At 60.6% G+C, this 17090-nt stretch carries 13 protein-coding genes; 5 read left to right on the top strand and 8 right to left on the bottom strand.

The window, feature by feature from the left end:
* The first annotated feature begins 1 nt into the window (after position 1).
* From nuoK to nuoN, 4 genes are read left to right on the top strand one after another with little or no spacing between them, the layout of a single operon-like run.
* Positions 2-310, top strand: coding sequence for an NADH-quinone oxidoreductase subunit NuoK (nuoK, locus tag AABM52_RS10560; RefSeq protein WP_007946416.1), 309 nt, complete (start codon positions 2-4; stop codon positions 308-310).
* Positions 307-2160, top strand: a complete 1854-nt coding sequence (nuoL, locus tag AABM52_RS10555) for an NADH-quinone oxidoreductase subunit L (protein WP_347911693.1) — start codon at positions 307-309, stop codon at positions 2158-2160. The genes nuoK and nuoL overlap by 4 nt, the downstream gene beginning before the upstream one ends.
* Positions 2161-2199: 39 nt before the next feature.
* Positions 2200-3732, top strand: coding sequence for an NADH-quinone oxidoreductase subunit M (nuoM, locus tag AABM52_RS10550; RefSeq protein WP_095943712.1), 1533 nt, complete (start codon positions 2200-2202; stop codon positions 3730-3732).
* A gap of 7 nt (positions 3733-3739) precedes the next feature.
* Positions 3740-5203, top strand: a complete 1464-nt coding sequence (nuoN, locus tag AABM52_RS10545) for an NADH-quinone oxidoreductase subunit NuoN (RefSeq protein ID WP_347911692.1) — start codon at positions 3740-3742, stop codon at positions 5201-5203.
* 320 nt (positions 5204-5523) lie between these two features.
* On the opposite strand, the gene AABM52_RS10540 is transcribed toward nuoN, so the two are convergent.
* Genes AABM52_RS10540 through AABM52_RS10515 form a run of 6 tightly spaced genes read right to left on the bottom strand, consistent with a single transcriptional unit; the run spans position 5524 to position 11477 of the window.
* Positions 5524-7266, bottom strand: coding sequence for an ABC transporter substrate-binding protein (locus tag AABM52_RS10540; RefSeq protein WP_347911691.1), 1743 nt, complete (start codon positions 7264-7266; stop codon positions 5524-5526).
* 47 nt (positions 7267-7313) lie between these two features.
* A complete protein-coding gene (locus AABM52_RS10535; RefSeq protein ID WP_032829366.1) occupies positions 7314-7586 on the bottom strand; it encodes a DUF2160 domain-containing protein in 273 nt (90 codons plus the stop codon).
* 10 nt (positions 7587-7596) lie between these two features.
* The gene (locus tag AABM52_RS10530) at positions 7597-8397 is read right to left on the bottom strand and encodes a carbohydrate ABC transporter permease (protein ID WP_108219064.1); all 801 of its coding nucleotides are present in this window, start codon (positions 8395-8397) and stop codon (positions 7597-7599) included.
* Between the two features lie 7 nt (positions 8398-8404).
* The gene (locus AABM52_RS10525; RefSeq protein ID WP_223464554.1) at positions 8405-9271 is read right to left on the bottom strand and encodes a carbohydrate ABC transporter permease; all 867 of its coding nucleotides are present in this window, start codon (positions 9269-9271) and stop codon (positions 8405-8407) included.
* Positions 9268-10383 (bottom strand): ABC transporter ATP-binding protein, encoded by a 1116-nt coding sequence (locus AABM52_RS10520; protein WP_347911689.1) that lies wholly within the window; start codon positions 10381-10383, stop codon positions 9268-9270. The genes AABM52_RS10525 and AABM52_RS10520 overlap by 4 nt, the downstream gene beginning before the upstream one ends.
* A complete protein-coding gene (locus AABM52_RS10515) occupies positions 10383-11477 on the bottom strand; it encodes an ABC transporter ATP-binding protein (RefSeq protein ID WP_046037826.1) in 1095 nt (364 codons plus the stop codon). The genes AABM52_RS10520 and AABM52_RS10515 overlap by 1 nt, the downstream gene beginning before the upstream one ends.
* A gap of 386 nt (positions 11478-11863) precedes the next feature.
* On the opposite strand from AABM52_RS10515, the gene AABM52_RS10510 reads away from it, so the two are divergent.
* On the top strand, positions 11864-13696 hold the full coding sequence (locus AABM52_RS10510; protein ID WP_347911688.1) for a sigma-54-dependent Fis family transcriptional regulator: 1833 nt from the start codon (positions 11864-11866) through the stop codon (positions 13694-13696).
* A gap of 217 nt (positions 13697-13913) precedes the next feature.
* Here the strand turns inward: AABM52_RS10510 and cysS are convergent, their stop codons facing one another.
* Complete coding sequence (cysS, locus tag AABM52_RS10505) at positions 13914-15296, bottom strand: cysteine--tRNA ligase (RefSeq protein ID WP_347911687.1); 1383 nt, start codon at positions 15294-15296, stop codon at positions 13914-13916.
* Between the two features lie 15 nt (positions 15297-15311).
* Positions 15312-17009 (bottom strand): glutamine--tRNA ligase/YqeY domain fusion protein, encoded by a 1698-nt coding sequence (locus AABM52_RS10500; protein WP_347911686.1) that lies wholly within the window; start codon positions 17007-17009, stop codon positions 15312-15314.
* Positions 17010-17090: the final 81 nt, after the last annotated feature.

Here is a 17090-nt window from a genome sequence, read left to right as displayed (position 1 = left end):
GATGCCTGCTATCCCCATGGAGCATGGTCTGGCGGTCGCCGGCATCCTGTTCTGCCTCGGTCTGGTCGGCCTGATGGTCCGCCGCAACATCCTTTTCGTGCTGATGAGCCTGGAGGTCATGATGAATGCCTCCGCGCTGGCGTTCATCGTTGCCGGTAGCCGCTGGGCGCAGCCGGATGGACAGATCATGTTCATCCTGGTGATCAGCCTGGCAGCCGCCGAGGCCAGTATTGGCCTGGCGATCCTGCTGCAACTGTATCGCCGCTTCCACACGCTCGATATCGACGCTGCCAGTGAGATGCGCGGATGAACCTACTCTTTCTGACTTTCGTATTCCCTCTCATTGGTTTCCTGCTGCTGTCGTTCTCACGCGGCCGCATTTCGGAAAACCTGGCCGCGCTGATCGGCGTCGGCTCCATCGGTCTGTCGGCGATCGTTACCGCCTACGTGATCTGGCAATTCAACGTCGCTCCGCCGGAAGGCGGCCACTACACCCTGGTGTTGTGGCAGTGGATGGCGGTGGAAGGCTTCACCCCGAACTTCGCCCTGTACCTGGACGGCCTGTCGCTGACCATGCTCGGTGTAGTGGTTGGCGTTGGCTTCCTGATCCACCTGTTCGCGTCCTGGTACATGCGCGGTGAAGACGGCTACTCGCGTTTCTTCGCCTACACCAACCTGTTTATCGCCAGCATGCTGTTCCTGGTGCTGGGCGATAACCTGTTGTTCCTGTACTTCGGCTGGGAAGGCGTGGGCCTGTGCTCGTACCTGTTGATCGGTTTCTACTACAGCAACCGCAACAACGGTAACGCCGCACTCAAGGCCTTCATCGTGACCCGTATCGGTGACGTGTTCATGGCCATCGGCCTGTTCATTCTGTTTGCCCAGCTGGGCACGCTGAACGTTCAGGAACTGCTGGTGCTGGCTCCGCAGAAATTCCAGTCCGGCGACTTCTGGATGGTCATGGCCACCCTGATGCTGCTGGGCGGCGCTGTCGGTAAATCCGCGCAACTGCCGCTGCAAACCTGGCTGGCGGATGCGATGGCCGGCCCGACTCCGGTTTCGGCACTGATCCACGCCGCGACCATGGTGACCGCGGGCGTCTACCTGATCGCCCGTACCCACGGCCTGTTCACCCTGGCGCCGGAAATCCTGCACCTTGTCGGCATCGTCGGTGGCGTGACCCTGGTTCTCGCAGGCTTCGCAGCCCTGGTCCAGACCGACATCAAGCGAATCCTCGCCTACTCGACCATGAGCCAGATCGGCTACATGTTCCTGGCCCTGGGCGTCGGCGCCTGGGACGGCGCGATCTTCCACCTGATGACCCACGCCTTCTTCAAGGCCCTGTTGTTCCTTGCTTCCGGTGCGGTGATCGTTGCCTGCCACCACGAGCAGAACATCTTCAAGATGGGCGGTCTGTGGAAGAAACTGCCACTGGCCTACGCCAGCTTCATCGTCGGCGGCGCGGCCCTGGCGGCCCTGCCTCTGGTCACCGCAGGCTTCTACTCCAAGGACGAAATCCTCTGGGAAGCGTTCGCCAGCGGCAACGACGGTCTGCTCTACGCAGGTCTGGTCGGCGCGTTCATGACTTCGCTGTACACCTTCCGCCTGATCTTCATCGCGTTCCACGGTGAAGCGAAGACCGAAGCCCACGCCGGTCATGGCATTGCCCACTGGCTGCCACTGTCGGTGCTGATCGTATTGTCCACCGCCATCGGCGCGATGATCGTTCCGCCGCTGCACGGCGTGCTGCCGGAGAGCGTCGGCCATGCCGGCGGCGAAGCCAAGCACAGCCTGGAAATCGCCTCGGGCGCCATCGCCCTGGCCGGTATCCTGCTGGCTGCCCTGCTGTTCCTCGGCAAGCGTCGCTTCGTCACCGCCGTCGCCAACAGCGGCATCGGCCGTTTCCTCTCGGCCTGGTGGTTCGCCGCCTGGGGCTTCGACTGGATCTACGACAAACTGTTCGTCAAGCCGTACCTGGCGATCAGCCACATCCTGCGCAAAGACCCGCTCGACCAGACCATCGGTCTGATCCCGCGCATGGCCAAAGGCGGTCACACCGCCCTGAGCCGTACCGAGACCGGTCAACTGCGTTGGTACGCCGCCTCGATGGCTGCTGGTGCCGTGCTGGTAATCGGCGCCGTCGTGCTGGTAGCGGTCTGATATGAACCTTGCGAATTTGCGAAAGGAAACGAACCCGTCATGATTCTGCCTTGGCTAATCCTGATTCCCTTCATCGGCGGCCTGCTGTGCTGGATGGGTGAGCGCTTCGGCGCCACCCTCCCCCGCTGGATTGCGCTGATCACCATGTCCCTGCTGCTCTCCCTCGGCCTCTGGCTGTGGGCCAACGGTGACTATTCATTTGCCCCGGCGCCTGGCGCCGACCCGACCTGGGCGCTTGAGTTCAAGCACGTCTGGATCCAGCGCTTCGGCATCAACGTGCACCTGGCCCTCGACGGCCTGTCGCTGTTGATGATCATGCTGACCGGTCTGCTGGGTGTGCTCTCGGTACTCTGCTCGTGGAAAGAGATCCAGCGTCATGTGGGCTTCTTCCACCTGAACCTGATGTGGATCCTGGGCGGTGTCGTCGGCGTGTTCCTCGCCCTCGACCTGTTCATGTTCTTCTTCTTCTGGGAAATGATGCTGGTGCCGATGTACTTCCTCATCGCGCTCTGGGGTCACAGTTCTTCGGACGGCAAGAAAACCCGGATCTACGCGGCGACCAAGTTCTTCATCTTCACTCAGGCTTCCGGCCTGATCATGCTGGTGGCGATCCTGGGCCTGGTACTGGTCAACTTCAACGACACCGGCGTGATTACCTTCAACTACGCCGACCTGTTGAAGACCAAGATGTCGATGACCACCGAGTACATCCTGATGCTCGGCTTCTTCATCGCCTTCGCGGTCAAGCTGCCGGTCGTGCCTTTCCACTCCTGGTTGCCTGACGCTCACGCCCAGGCGCCGACCGCAGGTTCCGTCGACCTCGCCGGTATCTTGCTGAAGACCGCGGCCTACGGCCTGCTGCGTTTCGCCCTGCCGCTGTTCCCGAATGCCTCGGCCGAGTTCGCGCCGTTTGCAATGGCCCTGGGTCTGATCGGGATCTTCTACGGTGCGTTCCTGGCGTTCGCGCAAACCGACATCAAGCGTCTGATTGCCTTCTCGTCCGTTTCCCACATGGGCTTCGTACTGATCGGCATCTACTCCGGCAGCCAACTGGCGCTGCAGGGCGCGGTGATGCAGATGCTGGCCCACGGTCTGTCGGCCGCGGCACTCTTTATCCTGAGTGGCCAGTTGTACGAACGCACCCACACCCGCGACATGCGTGAAATGGGTGGCCTGTGGTCGAAGATCGCCTACCTGCCGGCCCTCAGCCTGTTCTTCGCAGCGGCGTCCCTGGGCCTGCCGGGTACCGGTAACTTCGTCGGTGAGTTCCTGATCCTGATCGGCACCTTCCCGATCGCCCCATGGGTCACCATCATCGCCACGTCCGGTCTGGTGTTCGGTTCGGTCTACTCGCTGATCATGATCCACCGTGCGTACTTCGGTCCGGCCAAATCGGATGCGGTACTGCATGGCATGGACGGTCGCGAAATGATCATGGTGGTCGGTCTGGCCGCACTGCTGATTTACATCGGCGTGTACCCACAACCGTTCCTCGATACCTCTGCCGCGACAATGCATGGCGTGCAGCAGTGGCTCGGCACCGCCTTCACTCAACTCGCTTCGGCCCGGTAAGAGCGCTATGGAATTCACGACTCAACACTTTATCGCGCTTGCGCCGTTGTTGATCACCAGCGCCACGATCATCGTGGTGATGCTGGCGATCGCCTGGCGCCGCAACCACTCGCAGACCTTCCTGATTTCCGTGGCAGGTCTGAACCTGGCGTTGCTGTCGATCCTGCCAGCCTTGAAGGTCGCGCCATTGGCGGTGACCCCACTGCTGCAAATCGATAGCTTCGCTTGCTTGTACATGGCGCTGATCCTGGTCGCCACCCTCGCCTGTGTCACCCTCGCCCACGCCTACCTCGGCGATGGCGGCACGGGTTACCCGGGCAACCGTGAAGAACTGTACCTGCTGATCCTGATGGCCGCCGCCGGTGGCCTGGTGCTGGTCAGCGCGCAGCACCTGGCCGGGTTGTTCGTCGGCCTGGAACTGCTCTCGGTACCGGTCTACGGTCTGGTGGCCTATGCCTTCTTCAACAAGCGTTCGCTGGAAGCCGGCATCAAGTACATGGTGCTGTCGGCTGCAGGCTCCGCGTTCCTGTTGTTCGGTATGGCGTTGCTGTACGCAGACTCGGGTTCCCTGAGCTTCGTCGGCATCGGTCAGGCGCTGGCGGCTACCGGCCTGCCAAGCTCGCTGGCACAACTGGGTCTGGGCATGATGCTGATCGGCCTGGCGTTCAAGCTGTCGCTGGTACCGTTCCACCTCTGGACTCCAGACGTTTACGAGGGTGCTCCGGCACCGGTCGCAGCGTTCCTCGCTACCGCTTCGAAAGTGGCCGTGTTCGCGGTGATGGTGCGCCTGTTCCAGATCTCGCCAGCAGCGAGCAGCGGTGTCCTGAGCGACGTACTGACCATCATCGCCATCGCGTCGATCCTGTTCGGTAACCTGCTGGCACTGACCCAAAGCAACCTCAAGCGTCTGCTGGGTTACTCGTCCATCGCCCACTTCGGCTACCTGCTGATCGCCCTGGTGGCGAGCAAGGGTCTGGCCGTGGAAGCCATCGGCGTGTATCTGGTCACCTACGTGATCACCAGCCTCGGTGCTTTCGGCGTGATCACCCTGATGTCCTCGCCGTACAAAGGCCGTGACGCGGACGCCCTGTACGAATACCGCGGCCTGTTCTGGCGCCGTCCGTACCTGACCGCCGTCCTGACCGTGATGATGCTGTCCCTGGCCGGTATCCCGCTGACCGCGGGCTTCATCGGCAAGTTCTACATCATCGCCACCGGCGTCGAGTCCCATCAGTGGTGGCTGGTCGGTTCCCTGGTACTGGGCAGCGCCATCGGCGTGTTCTACTACCTGCGCGTCATGGTCACCCTGTACCTGATCGAGCCAAACCTGCGTCGCGTAGACGCCCAGCTGCACTGGGAACAGAAGGCAGGCGGCGTGATGCTGCTGGCCATCGCCCTGGTCGCGTTCTTCCTCGGCGTCTACCCACAACCGCTGCTGAACCTGGTTCAGCAATCGGGTCTGGCGGGTTGATCGCTTAAGCGACATTCGGCAGTAAACAGAAACGGCACCTTCGGGTGCCGTTTTTGCATATGGGGGTTCACCTCAAAAGATTGCAGTTGCCCTACCCGCTTTCGCAAAAATTGATCCTCTAGTATTTGCTCAGACAAAGTTTTGTAGTGGCCGGGATGGCCTCTTCGCGGGCAGCTCCTACAGAGGGTCCTCTGTGAACACAAAATTTGTGAATGCCATGGATCAACTGTGGGAGCGAGCTTGCTCGCGATGACGGTGGAACAGACACCAACAAAAAACGGCACCTTCCGGTGCCGTTCGCCTTTCACAATCCAACCAAGTTACTTACGCGCCGCCTCCCACGACTTCAGCAGTTCGTTGTAGCTCACGGTCTCGCCCTTAGGCTTCTCGTTCGCCAGTTTCGGCTTCGGTGCGCCCGGCTGGTCGAACCAGTATTGCGCGTCGCGCTCGGGGTTCATTTTCGGGGCGCAGGTGGCTTGTGCCTTCGAGCGTTCCAGACGGCTCATGATTGCGTCCTGATCCTTGGCCAGGCCGTCCAGTGCCTCTTGCGGGGTTTTCTCGCCGCTGGCGGCTTCGGCGATGTGGCTCCACCACAACTGCGCGAGGCGAGGATAATCCGGCACGTTGGTCCCGGTCGGGGTCCATTGCACGCGGGCCGGACTGCGGTAGAACTCCACCAGGCCACCGAGTTTCGGCGCCAGGTCGGTCATGGCCTGCGAGTTGATGTCCGACTCACGAATCGGCGTCAGGCCGACGATGGTTTTCTTCAGCGACACGGTTTTCGAAGTCACGAACTGCGCATACAGCCAGGCCGCGAGTTTCTGTTTCTCAGGTGTGGACTTCATGAAGGTCCAGGAACCCACGTCCTGATACCCCAGTTTCATGCCCTCTTCCCAATACGGTCCGCGCGGCGACGGCGCCATGCGCCATTTCGGCGTGCCGTCGGCGTTCATCACCGCCAACCCCGGTTTGGTCATGTCGGCGGTGAACGCGGTGTACCAGAAAATCTGCTGGGCGATGTTGCCTTGGGACGGCACCGGACCTGATTCGGAGAAGGTCATGCCCGCCGCTTCCGGTGGCGCGTACTTCTTCATCCAGTCCACATACTTGGTGGTGGCGAACACCGCCGCCGGGCCGTTGGTGTCACCGCCACGGGTCACGCTGGAACCCACCGGGTGACAGTCCTCGACGCGGATACCCCACTCATCCACTGGCAAACCGTTAGGCAAGCCCTTGTCGCCGCCACCGGCCATGGAGAACCAGGCATCGGTGAAGCGCCAGCCGAGGGATGGATCTTTCTTGCCATAGTCCATGTGCCCGTAGACGCGCTTGCCGTCGATTTCCTTGACGTCTTCGCTGAAGAATTTGGCGATGTCTTCATAGGCCGACCAGTTCACCGGTACGCCCAACTCGTAGCCGTACTTTTCCTTGAACTTGGCCTTCAGGTCCGCACGCTCGAACCAGTCGGCGCGGAACCAGTACAGGTTGGCGAACTGCTGGTCGGGCAACTGGTAGATCTTGCCGTCCGGCGCGGTGGTGAAGGAGATGCCGATGAAGTCCTTGATGTCGAGGGTCGGCGAAGTGAAGTTCTTGCCCTCGTTGGCCATCAGGTCGGTGATCGATTCGGTCTTGCCGTAGCGGAAGTGCGTACCGATCAGGTCCGAGTCGTTGACCCAGCCGTCATAGATGTTCTTGTCCGATTGCATCTGGGTCTGCAGCTTTTCCACCACGTCGCCTTCCTGCAGCAGGTCGTGGGTCAGCTTGATCCCGGTGATATCGGTGAAGGCCTTGGCCAGTACCTTGGATTCGTACTCGTGGGTGGCGATGGTTTCCGACACCACTTTGATGCTCATCCCGCGAAACGGCTCGGCCGCCTTGATGAACCACTTCAACTCTTCGAGTTGTTGATCGGCCGTCAGGGTGGACGGCTTGAATTCAGCGCCGATCCATTTCTTCGCCGCGTCTTCATAGGCATCGGCCCAGGCAGACGCGCTCAAACCGCTGAGTGCCAGCATGGCTGCCAATGAAATGCTATGTCGCAGCTTATTGTTTTTGTCGAACATAGAGACCTCCTTATTGAGTTTCGGAGCAACATTGCCGAGCGATTCGACTAGCCCCAACGCATCACAGCCAACAGCCACACCAGGGACATCGCGAAGGCGACCCAGATGCTCCAGTCGGTGACGCCGATTACCAGCAAATGCAGGTAGGCGCTGCCGAGAAGACCGATGAACAACCGATCGCCACGGGTGGTGGCAATCGGTAGAAAACCTCGCCGAAGCACGCTCGGCGAACGCAATTCCCAGGTGGTCATGCCCACCAGGATCAAGCCGATGACACCAAAAAATGCCGCCGTGGGGACGGTCCAGCTCATCCATTCCATCATCAGTTCCTCATACCCGGCCCAGGGCAAAGCCCTTGGCCACGTGGTTGCGAACAAACCAGATCACCAGCATGCCCGGCAGGATGGTCAACACCCCCGCCGCCGCCAGCACGCCCCAGTCGATACCGGATGCCGAGACGGTGCGGGTCATCACCGCTGCGATCGGCTTGGCGTTCACCGACGTGAGGGTTCGCGCCAGCAGCAGTTCGACCCAGGAAAACATGAAGCAGAAGAACGCCGTGACGCCGATGCCGGAGCCGATCAGCGGGATGAAAATCTTCACGAAGAACTTGGGAAAGCTGTAGCCATCGATGTAGGCGGTTTCGTCGATCTCCTTGGGCACGCCGGACATGAAGCCTTCGAGAATCCACACCGCCAGCGGCACGTTGAACAGGCAATGGGCCAGGGCCACGGCGATGTGGGTATCGAACAGGCCGATCGAGGAATACAGCTGGAAAAACGGCAACAGGAACACCGCCGGTGGCGCCATGCGGTTGGTCAGCAGCCAGAAGAACAGGTGCTTGTCGCCGAGGAAGCGATAACGCGAAAACGCATAGGCCGCCGGCAAGGCCACGGTCAGGGAAATAATCGTGTTCAGGCTCACGTAGTACGCCGAGTTGATGTAGCCGGTGTACCAGCTCGGATCGGTGAAGATCACCTTGTAGTTCGCCAGCGTGAAGTCCTGTGGGAAAAGTGTCAGGCCGCCGAGGATTTCGGTGTTGCTCTTGAAGGACATGTTCAGCAGCCAGTAGATCGGCACCAGCAGGAACAGGATGTAGATCAGCAGTGGGATCAGCTTTCTCTTGCTCATGATGGCCTCAGCGGTTGGCGTCAGAGTGAGTCATGGCGGTATAGAACAGCCAGGACACCAACAGGATGATCAGGAAGTACACCAGCGAGAATGCGGCTGCCGGCCCCAGGTCGAACTGCCCGATCGCCATCTGCGTCAGGGTCTGGCTCAAGAAGGTCGTGGAATTGCCCGGACCGCCGCCCGTGAGCACGAACGGCTCGGTGTAGATCATGAAACTGTCCATGAAACGCAACATCACGGCGATCAGCAGCACACTCTTGAGCTTGGGCAACTGGATATGCCGGAACACCGCCCAGGCCGAAGCCCGGTCGATCCGCGCCGCCTGGTAATACACATCCGGAATCGCCCGCAAGCCGGAGAAGCACAACAGCGCCACCAGCGAGGTCCAGTGCCAGACGTCCATCACCAGCACGGTGACCCAGGCGTCCATGGTGTTCGCCGCATAGTTGTAGCTGATGCCCATGGCCTTGAGGCTCGCCCCCAGCAGACCGATGTCGGCGCGGCCGAAGATCTGCCAGATGGTGCCGACCACGTTCCACGGGATCAGCAACGGAATCGCCAGGATGATCAGTACCACCGAAGACCAGCGCCCCTTGGTCGGCATGGTCAGGGCAATGGCGATCCCCAGGGGGATTTCGATCAGCAGCACGCAAGCCGAGTAGATGAACTGGCGCAGCAACGAGTCGTGCAGGCGCGGGTCGAGCAGCACCTGCTTGTACCAGTCGGCGCCGACGAAGTAGCGACTGGACTGGTCGAAGATGTCCTGCACCGAATAGTTGACCACGGTCATCATCGGGATCACCGCACTGAACGCCACCAGCAGGAACACCGGCATCACCAGCCACCAGGCCTTGTTGTTCTGCACCTTGTTCATGGCTGCACCTCAATGCTGGCTTGGGCTTCCAGGAGGAATTCATCGGCGTAGACCATCAGCCACTGCGCCGGAAAACTGATGTAGGCCGTGCCTTGCGGCACCGGTTTGTCTTCGGCCAGGCGCACTTTCAGCGGCGCGCCATGGAGGTCGAGGCTCATGATCTTGTAGGTGCCCAGGTCTTCGACGTGTACGACCTTTGCCCGCAGCGCCTCATCAAAGGCCTCGTCCCACACATGGACGAACTCCGGACGAATGCCGACCTTCAGGGTTTTCCACTCCGACTCAGCAATACGCTGCTGCATCGCCTCCGACAGCGGCAGATGAGTCGAGGCGAAACCGACACCGCCCGGTTGCGGCTGCACCTCAATCAGGTTCATCCCGGGGCTGCCAATGAAGTAGCCGACAAAGGTGTGGCTCGGGCGCTCGAACAATTCCCTTGGCGTGCCGAACTGCACGATCTGCCCGCCGTACATCACCGCAATCTTGTCGGCGAAGGTCGAGGCCTCCAGCTGATCGTGGGTGACGTAGACCATGGTGATGTTGAACTGTTCGTGGATCTGCTTGAGCTTGCGCCGCAGTTTCCACTTCAGGTGCGGGTCGATCACCGTCAGTGGCTCGTCGAACAGGATCGCCGACACGTCATCGCGCACCAGCCCGCGGCCCATGGAGACTTTTTGTTTTTCGTCGGCGGTAAGGTTGCGCGCCTTTTTGCTCAGCAGGTTCTGCAGGTCGAGGACCTCGGCGATTTCCTGCACCTTGCTATGGACCCTGGCTTCGGCCATGCCCTGATTGCGCAGCGGGAAGGCCAGGTTGTCGAACACCGTCATGGTGTCGTAGACCACCGGGAACTGGAAAACCTGGGCGATGTTGCGCTTTTCCGGGGTCAGGTTGTTGACCGCTTTACCGTCGAACAGCACATGGCCCTGGGACGGGCTGAGCAGCCCGGAAATGATGTTGAGCAAGGTTGATTTGCCGCAGCCCGACGGACCGAGCAAGGCATAGGCGCCGCCCTGCTCCCAGATGTGGTCCATTTCGCGGATCGCGTAGTCCTCCGGTCCCGCCGGGGTCTTGGTGTAGCTGTGGGCGAGGTTCTGCAAACGGATTTCGGCCATCAGGCAACCCTCGTGACACGCCGGCCCGGCGCCTGGACCAGCCGCCCCTGCGTATCGAACACAAACAGTTTATGGGTCGGGATGTAGATGCGGATCGGCGCATCGACGTCGTATTCGTGGACACCCGGCAAGTGCAGCACCAGCAGGAAGTGCTCGTTGCGCACGTGCAGGAAGGTTTCCGAGCCGCTGATTTCCGCGACTTCGACGGTCACCGCCAATTCGAGGTCATCGTCGTTGCTCGGCACCAGCGAGATATGGCTGGGTCGCACGCCGAAACGGAACTCGCCCTCGCCCACCGGGCGCAGATCGACGTTCAGCGGGAAGTGCACGAAGTTGGCGAAACTCACCTCGTTGCCGGCAATGCGCCCCGGCATCAGGTTGATCGGCGGCTCGGAGAACAGCTCCGCCGCCAGCACCGTTTGCGGCTGGTGATAGACCGAGGCGGACTGGCCGCTCTGGATCACCCGGCCTTCGTGAAGAATGGTGGTGGTGCCGCCCAAGGCCAGGGCCTCGTTGGGCTCGGTGGTGGCGTAGATCGCGATGGTGTGGCGCGCCTTGAACAACTCGCGCATTTCCTGGCGCAGTTCTTCGCGCAACTTGTAGTCGAGGTTGACCAGCGGCTCATCGAACAGGATCAGTTCGGCATCCTTGACCAGCGCCCGGGCCATGGCCGTACGTTGTTGCTGACCGCCGGAAAGCTCCAGCGGATAGCGCTTGAGAAACTTCTCGATGCGCAGCATCTTCGCGGTTTCCAGCACCTTGCTCTGGATCACTTCGCTGGATACACCGGCCTGACGCAGTGGCGAGGCGATGTTGTCGAACACCGTCATGGTCGGGTAGTTGATGAACTGCTGATAGACCATCGACACATTGCGCAAGCGCACGGGGCGTTGGGTGACGTCGACGCCGTTCATCAGGACGCGGCCGCTGTCGGGCTTGTCCAGACCGGCCATCAGGCGCATCAGGCTGGTTTTGCCAGACAAGGTGCGACCCAGTAAAACGTTGAAGGAACCGGGTTCAAAACTCAGGTTGGCATCGTCGATCCAGGTCTGGCCCTCGACGGTGCGGCTGACGTGTTCCAGGGTGAGTGACATGGCTCGGCCTTTTTATTATTGGAGTCAAGCGACCGGAGCTACTAAGCGACATCCGTGCCAAAAAATTCAAGCTATTGATTCAACTTGAAATTCCCGAAGATGACTGCAAAACCGCGTTCGTTGCTGAACACAAATGAACAATCGGAAATGAACAATTGAACAGCTCACCCATTGACAGTGAACAATAGTGAACAACACTCTACGGAGGCTTTTTTGCCATTCCCCGAGCATGGCCAGAGACGCAAAACCTGTGGGAGCGAGCCTGCTCGCGATAGCGGTGGTTCAGCCAACATCAATGTCGACTGACACTCCCATTCGCGAGCAGGCTCGCTCCCACAGGGAACTACCCATAAAAACAATAAAAGCTTGTTCAGAGATCGACTGCCATGGCCGCACCCGCATCGCCGTTGTCCCACGACGCCATCATCCAGGACTCCTGGACCCGTTGCCGCGCGTTCGGCCTCAGTCACCAGAGCACGCCGGCATTCGACCAATTGCCGGCCGCGGGCATCGCGCAACTGCTGGAGAGCCAGCATTCACTGGTGCAAACCACCCATCAGGAAGTGTTGCCCTACTACGAGAACATCCTGAGCAACTCCAATTGCCTGATCATGCTCGCCGACCATCAGGGCCAGGTGCTCACATCCTGGGGCACCCAGCGTTTTATCGAACCGAAACTGGCCCGGGGTTTCAGCGCCGGCGCCAGCTGGATGGAGCGCTGCACCGGCACCAACGCCATCGGCACCGCTCTTGCCTGCGAACAAGCCGTGCACATCGAGCACGATGAACACTATCTCAAGGCCAACCGCTTCATGACCGGTTCCGCCGCGCCGATTTTCGATGCCGAGCGCAAGGTCATCGCGGTGCTCGACGTGTCCAGCGACAGCTACCTGCCGCCCTCCCACACCCTGGGCATGGTCAAGATGATGAGCCAGACCGTGGAAAACCGGCTGATCCTCAACCTGTTCCACGGCCAGCATTTCCAGCTGACGTTCAACACCGGGCTGAACAACCTCGACAGCCAATGGGCGGGGTTACTGATCTTCGATGAAACCGGCCAAGTGCTGTCGGCCAATCGCCGGGCCGACAATCTGCTGGGCATCAGCCTGTCGCGGGTCAGTGTCGAAAGCCTGTTCAAGGTCTCGCTGCTGGAATTGCTCAACCAGCCCGAAGGCCTGCCCTTCGCCCTGCAAACCTCCGGGCGCAATCGCTTCCAGTGCCTGTTGAAGCGGCCGAAACAGGCATCGATTCAACCCCGAGTGTTCACCGAGCCGGTTGTAGCTGCACCCGCGGCCATCAGCCTCAACTCCCTGCATTTCGGCGACAGCCGCGTGGAAAAGGCCGTGCGTCAGGCCGAGCGCTTGCTGGAAAAAGACATCCCCTTGCTGATCCATGGTGAAACCGGGGTCGGCAAGGAAGTGTTCGTCAAAGCCCTGCATCAGGCCAGCTCGCGCAGCAAACAAGCGTTCATCGCCGTCAACTGCGCAGCGATTCCCGCCGAACTGGTGGAGTCCGAGTTGTTCGGTTATGAGAAAGGCGCGTTCACCGGCGCCAACCAGAAAGGCAGCATCGGGCTGATCCGCAAGGCCGACAAAGGCACGCTGTTCCTCGATGAAATCGGTGACATGCCGCTTCCCACCCAGGCGCGCCTGTTGCGGGTGTTGCAGGAGCGTTGCGTGCAGCCGGTAGGCAGCAGCGAGTTGTTCCCTGTGGACTTGCGCATCATTTCAGCGACCAATCGCTCGTTGCGCGAGCAGGTACAGTTGGGGCGGTTTCGTGAGGATTTGTACTACCGCATCGGCGGCCTGACCTTGGAACTGCCTCCGCTAAGAGAACGCAGCGACAAAGAGGCGCTGTTCAAACGCCTGTGGGAACAGCATCGCGAACCCAGCCAATGGGCCGGACTGAGCCGCGAGGTATTGGAGTTGTTCGACCGCCACCCATGGCCGGGGAATTTGCGTCAGGTCAGCAGTGTGATGCAGGTGGCACTGGCGATGGCCGAGGAACAACCGATACGCCCGGAGCATTTGCCGGATGATTTTTTTGTCGATCTGGAGATGGAACCGGTCGATACGCCGGAGCCGTTGGCCGTGGACCTGAATGATGTCGAGGATTTGAACCGGCAGTTGCAGGCGGCGGGGGGGAATATTTCGTATCTGGCCCGGCGCCTTGGGGTCAGCCGCAATACCCTTTACAAGCGATTGCGGCAGACTGAATGACGAGCGAATCGCACCGGTAGTATTCGGCTTGAGACCATCGCGAGCAGGCTCGCACCTACAGGGGATCTATGTTGCTCACAAAACTCAAACCTGGCGGAAACCCAATGTAGGAGCGAGCCTGCTCGCGATGGCGTCAGTCAAGGCACCAGCAGACTTTCAGTTACCCATAAACAAAAACCCGCACAAGGCGGGTTTTGTTTTGTAAGCACTACAGCAATCAGTCAGCCAGACGCCAGGTCGTGCCGCCCTTGCCGTCTTCCAGCACCACGCCCATGGCAGTGAGCTGGTCGCGGATGCGGTCGGATTCGGCCCAGTCCTTGCCGGCACGTGCCGCCAGGCGCGCAGCGATCAGCGCTTCGACTTCAGCTGCATCCACACGCCCTTCGGCGCCGGCTTGCAGGAAGTCATCAGCTTCGAGCTGCAACACACCCAACACGCTGGCCAGTTCTTTCAAACGGGCTGCCAGACCGGCCGCTGCGTTCAGATCACTCTCACGCAGGCGGTTGATCTCGCGGACCATCTCGAACAGCACCGCGCAGGCTTCCGGCGTACCGAAGTCGTCGTTCATCACCGTGGTGAAACGTTCGACGAACGCCTCCCCGCCGGCCGGAGCCACGTTCGGCAGGCCTTTCAACGCGTGGTAGAAACGCTCCAGGGCGCCCTTGGCGTCCTTGAGGTTGTCTTCCGAGTAGTTGATGGCGCTGCGGTAGTGGCTCGACACCAGCAGGTAACGCACGACTTCCGGGTGGTACTTGTCGAGCACGTCGCGAATGGTGAAGAAGTTGTTCAAGGACTTGGACATCTTCTCGCCATTGATACGGATCATGCCGCAATGCATCCACGCGTTGGCGTAGGTCTTGCCGGTGGCCGCTTCGCTCTGGGCGATTTCATTTTCGTGGTGCGGGAACTCAAGGTCGCTGCCGCCGCCATGAATGTCGAAGGTCTCGCCCAGGCAGCAGGTGGACATCACCGAGCATTCGATGTGCCAGCCCGGACGCCCGGCGCCCCACGGCGATTCCCAGCTCGGCTCGCCCGGCTTGGCGGCTTTCCACAATACGAAGTCCAGCGGGTCCTGCTTGGACTCGTCGACTTCGATGCGGGCGCCGATGCGCAGGTCTTCGATCTTCTTGCGCGACAGCTTGCCGTAGCCCATGAACTTGCCGACGCGGTAGTACACGTCGCCATTGCCCGGGGCGTAGGCGTAGCCCTTGTCGATCAGGGTCTGGATCATCGCGTGCATGCCCGGGATATGGTCGGTGGCACGCGGCTCCATGTCCGGCTTCTTGATGTTCAGGCGCGCTTCATCTTCGTGCATCGCCGCGATCATGCGCTCGGTCAGCGCTTCGAACGACTCGCCGTTCTCGTTGGCCCGGTTGATGATCTTGTCGTCGATGTCGGTGATGTTGCGCACATAGGTCAGGTCGTAGCCGCTGAAGCGTAACCAGCGCGTCACCAGGTCGAACGCGACCATGCTGCGGCCGTGGCCCAGGTGGCAATAGTCGTAAACGGTCATGCCGCACACGTACATGCGCACCTTGTTGCCATCGAGCGGCTTGAAGACTTCTTTGCTCTTGGTGAGCGTGTTGTAGATCGTAAGCACGTTAAATCCTTTGAATCACTGGCCCCACGAATCACGCAGGGTCACGGTACGGTTGAATACCGGCTGACCTGGTTTCGAGTCCTTGATATCCGCGACGAAGTAACCTTCGCGCTCGAACTGGAAACGGTCTTCCGGCTGTGCATTGCCCAGCGAAGGCTCGGCACGACAACCGGTGAGTACCTGCAGCGAATCAGGGTTGATGTTGTCCAGGAAACTGGCGCTGTCTTCGGCCTTCTCTGGGTTGGCCGAACGGAACAGACGATCGTACAGACGCACTTCGCACTCGACGCTGGCCGCAGCCGGCACCCAGTGGACCACACCTTTGACCTTGCGGCCTTCCGGGTTCTTGCCCAGGGTGTCCGGATCGTACGAGCAGCGCAGTTCGACGATGTTGCCGTCGGCGTCCTTGATCGCTTCGTCGGCACGGATCACGTAGCTGCCACGCAGGCGCACTTCACCGGCCGGTTCCAGGCGCTTGTAGCCCTTCGGCGGCTCTTCCATGAAGTCTTCACGGTCGATGTAGATTTCACGGGCGAACGGCAACGCGCGCACGCCCATGTCTTCTTTCGGGTGGCACGGCAGTTCGAGGTTCTCGACCTGGCCTTCCGGGTAGTTGGTGATCACGACTTTCAGCGGACGCAGCACGCACATGGCACGCGGGGCGCTGTGGTCGAGGTCGTCGCGGATGCTGAATTCGAGCATGCCAAAGTCAACCACGCCGTCGGAGCGGTTGGTGCCGATCATTTCGCAGAAGTTGCGGATCGATTTCGGCGTGTAGCCACGGCGGCGGAAACCCGACAGCGTGGACATGCGCGGGTCGTCCCAGCCGCTGACGTGCTTTTCATCGACCAACTGCTTGAGCTTGCGCTTGCTGGTGATGGTGTAGTTCAGGTTCAGGCGGCTGAACTCGTACTGGCGCGGGTTGGCCGGCACCGGCAAGTGCTCGAGGAACCACTCGTACAGCGGACGGTGGCTTTCGAACTCCAGGGTGCAGATCGAATGGGTGATGCCTTCGATGGCGTCCGACTGACCGTGGGTGAAGTCGTAGTTCGGGTAGATGCACCACTTGTCACCGGTCTGGTGGTGGTGAGCGTGACGGATGCGATACATGATCGGGTCACGCAGGTTCATGTTCGGCGAGGCCATGTCGATCTTTGCTCGCAGCACCCGTGCGCCGTCCTTGAACTCGCCGGCTTTCATGCGGGCGAACAGGTCCAGGTTCTCTTCCACGGAGCGGTCGCGGAACGGGCTGTTCTTGCCCGGCTCGGTCAGGCTGCCACGGTATTCCTTGGCTTGTTCCGGGGTCAGGTCATCGACGTAGGCATTGCCGGATTTGATCAACTCCACCGCCCAGTCATGCAACTGGTCGAAATACTGCGAGGCGTAGCGCACTTCGCCGGACCATTCGAAGCCCAGCCATTTGACGTCGCTTTCGATCGCGTCGATGTATTCCTGGTCTTCCTTGGCCGGGTTGGTGTCGTCGAAACGCAGGTGCGTGACGCCGCCGAACTCCTGGGCCAGGCCGAAGTTCACACAGATCGACTTGGCGTGGCCGATGTGCAGGTAGCCGTTGGGTTCAGGCGGGAAACGGGTGACGATCTGCGTGTGCTTGCCCGAGTCCAGGTCTGCCTGGATGATCGGCCGCAGGAAGTTGACCGGCACGGCAGGGCCGGTCTTGGCATTCGAGGTAGGGTCGACAGTGGGCTTGCTCATAGGATCCTTGAACGTACAAGTGCGTGGCCGTAATGAAGGCCGGACAAAACAAAGCCGCTATCATAGCCGATGCCGTCAAGT

The sequence above is a fragment of the Pseudomonas grandcourensis genome (assembly GCF_039909015.1).
Classification (GTDB): Bacteria; Pseudomonadota; Gammaproteobacteria; order Pseudomonadales; family Pseudomonadaceae; genus Aquipseudomonas; species Aquipseudomonas grandcourensis.
The sequence above is the reverse complement of the archived record's forward strand: the minus strand, read 5'-3'. Positions and strand labels throughout refer to the sequence as shown.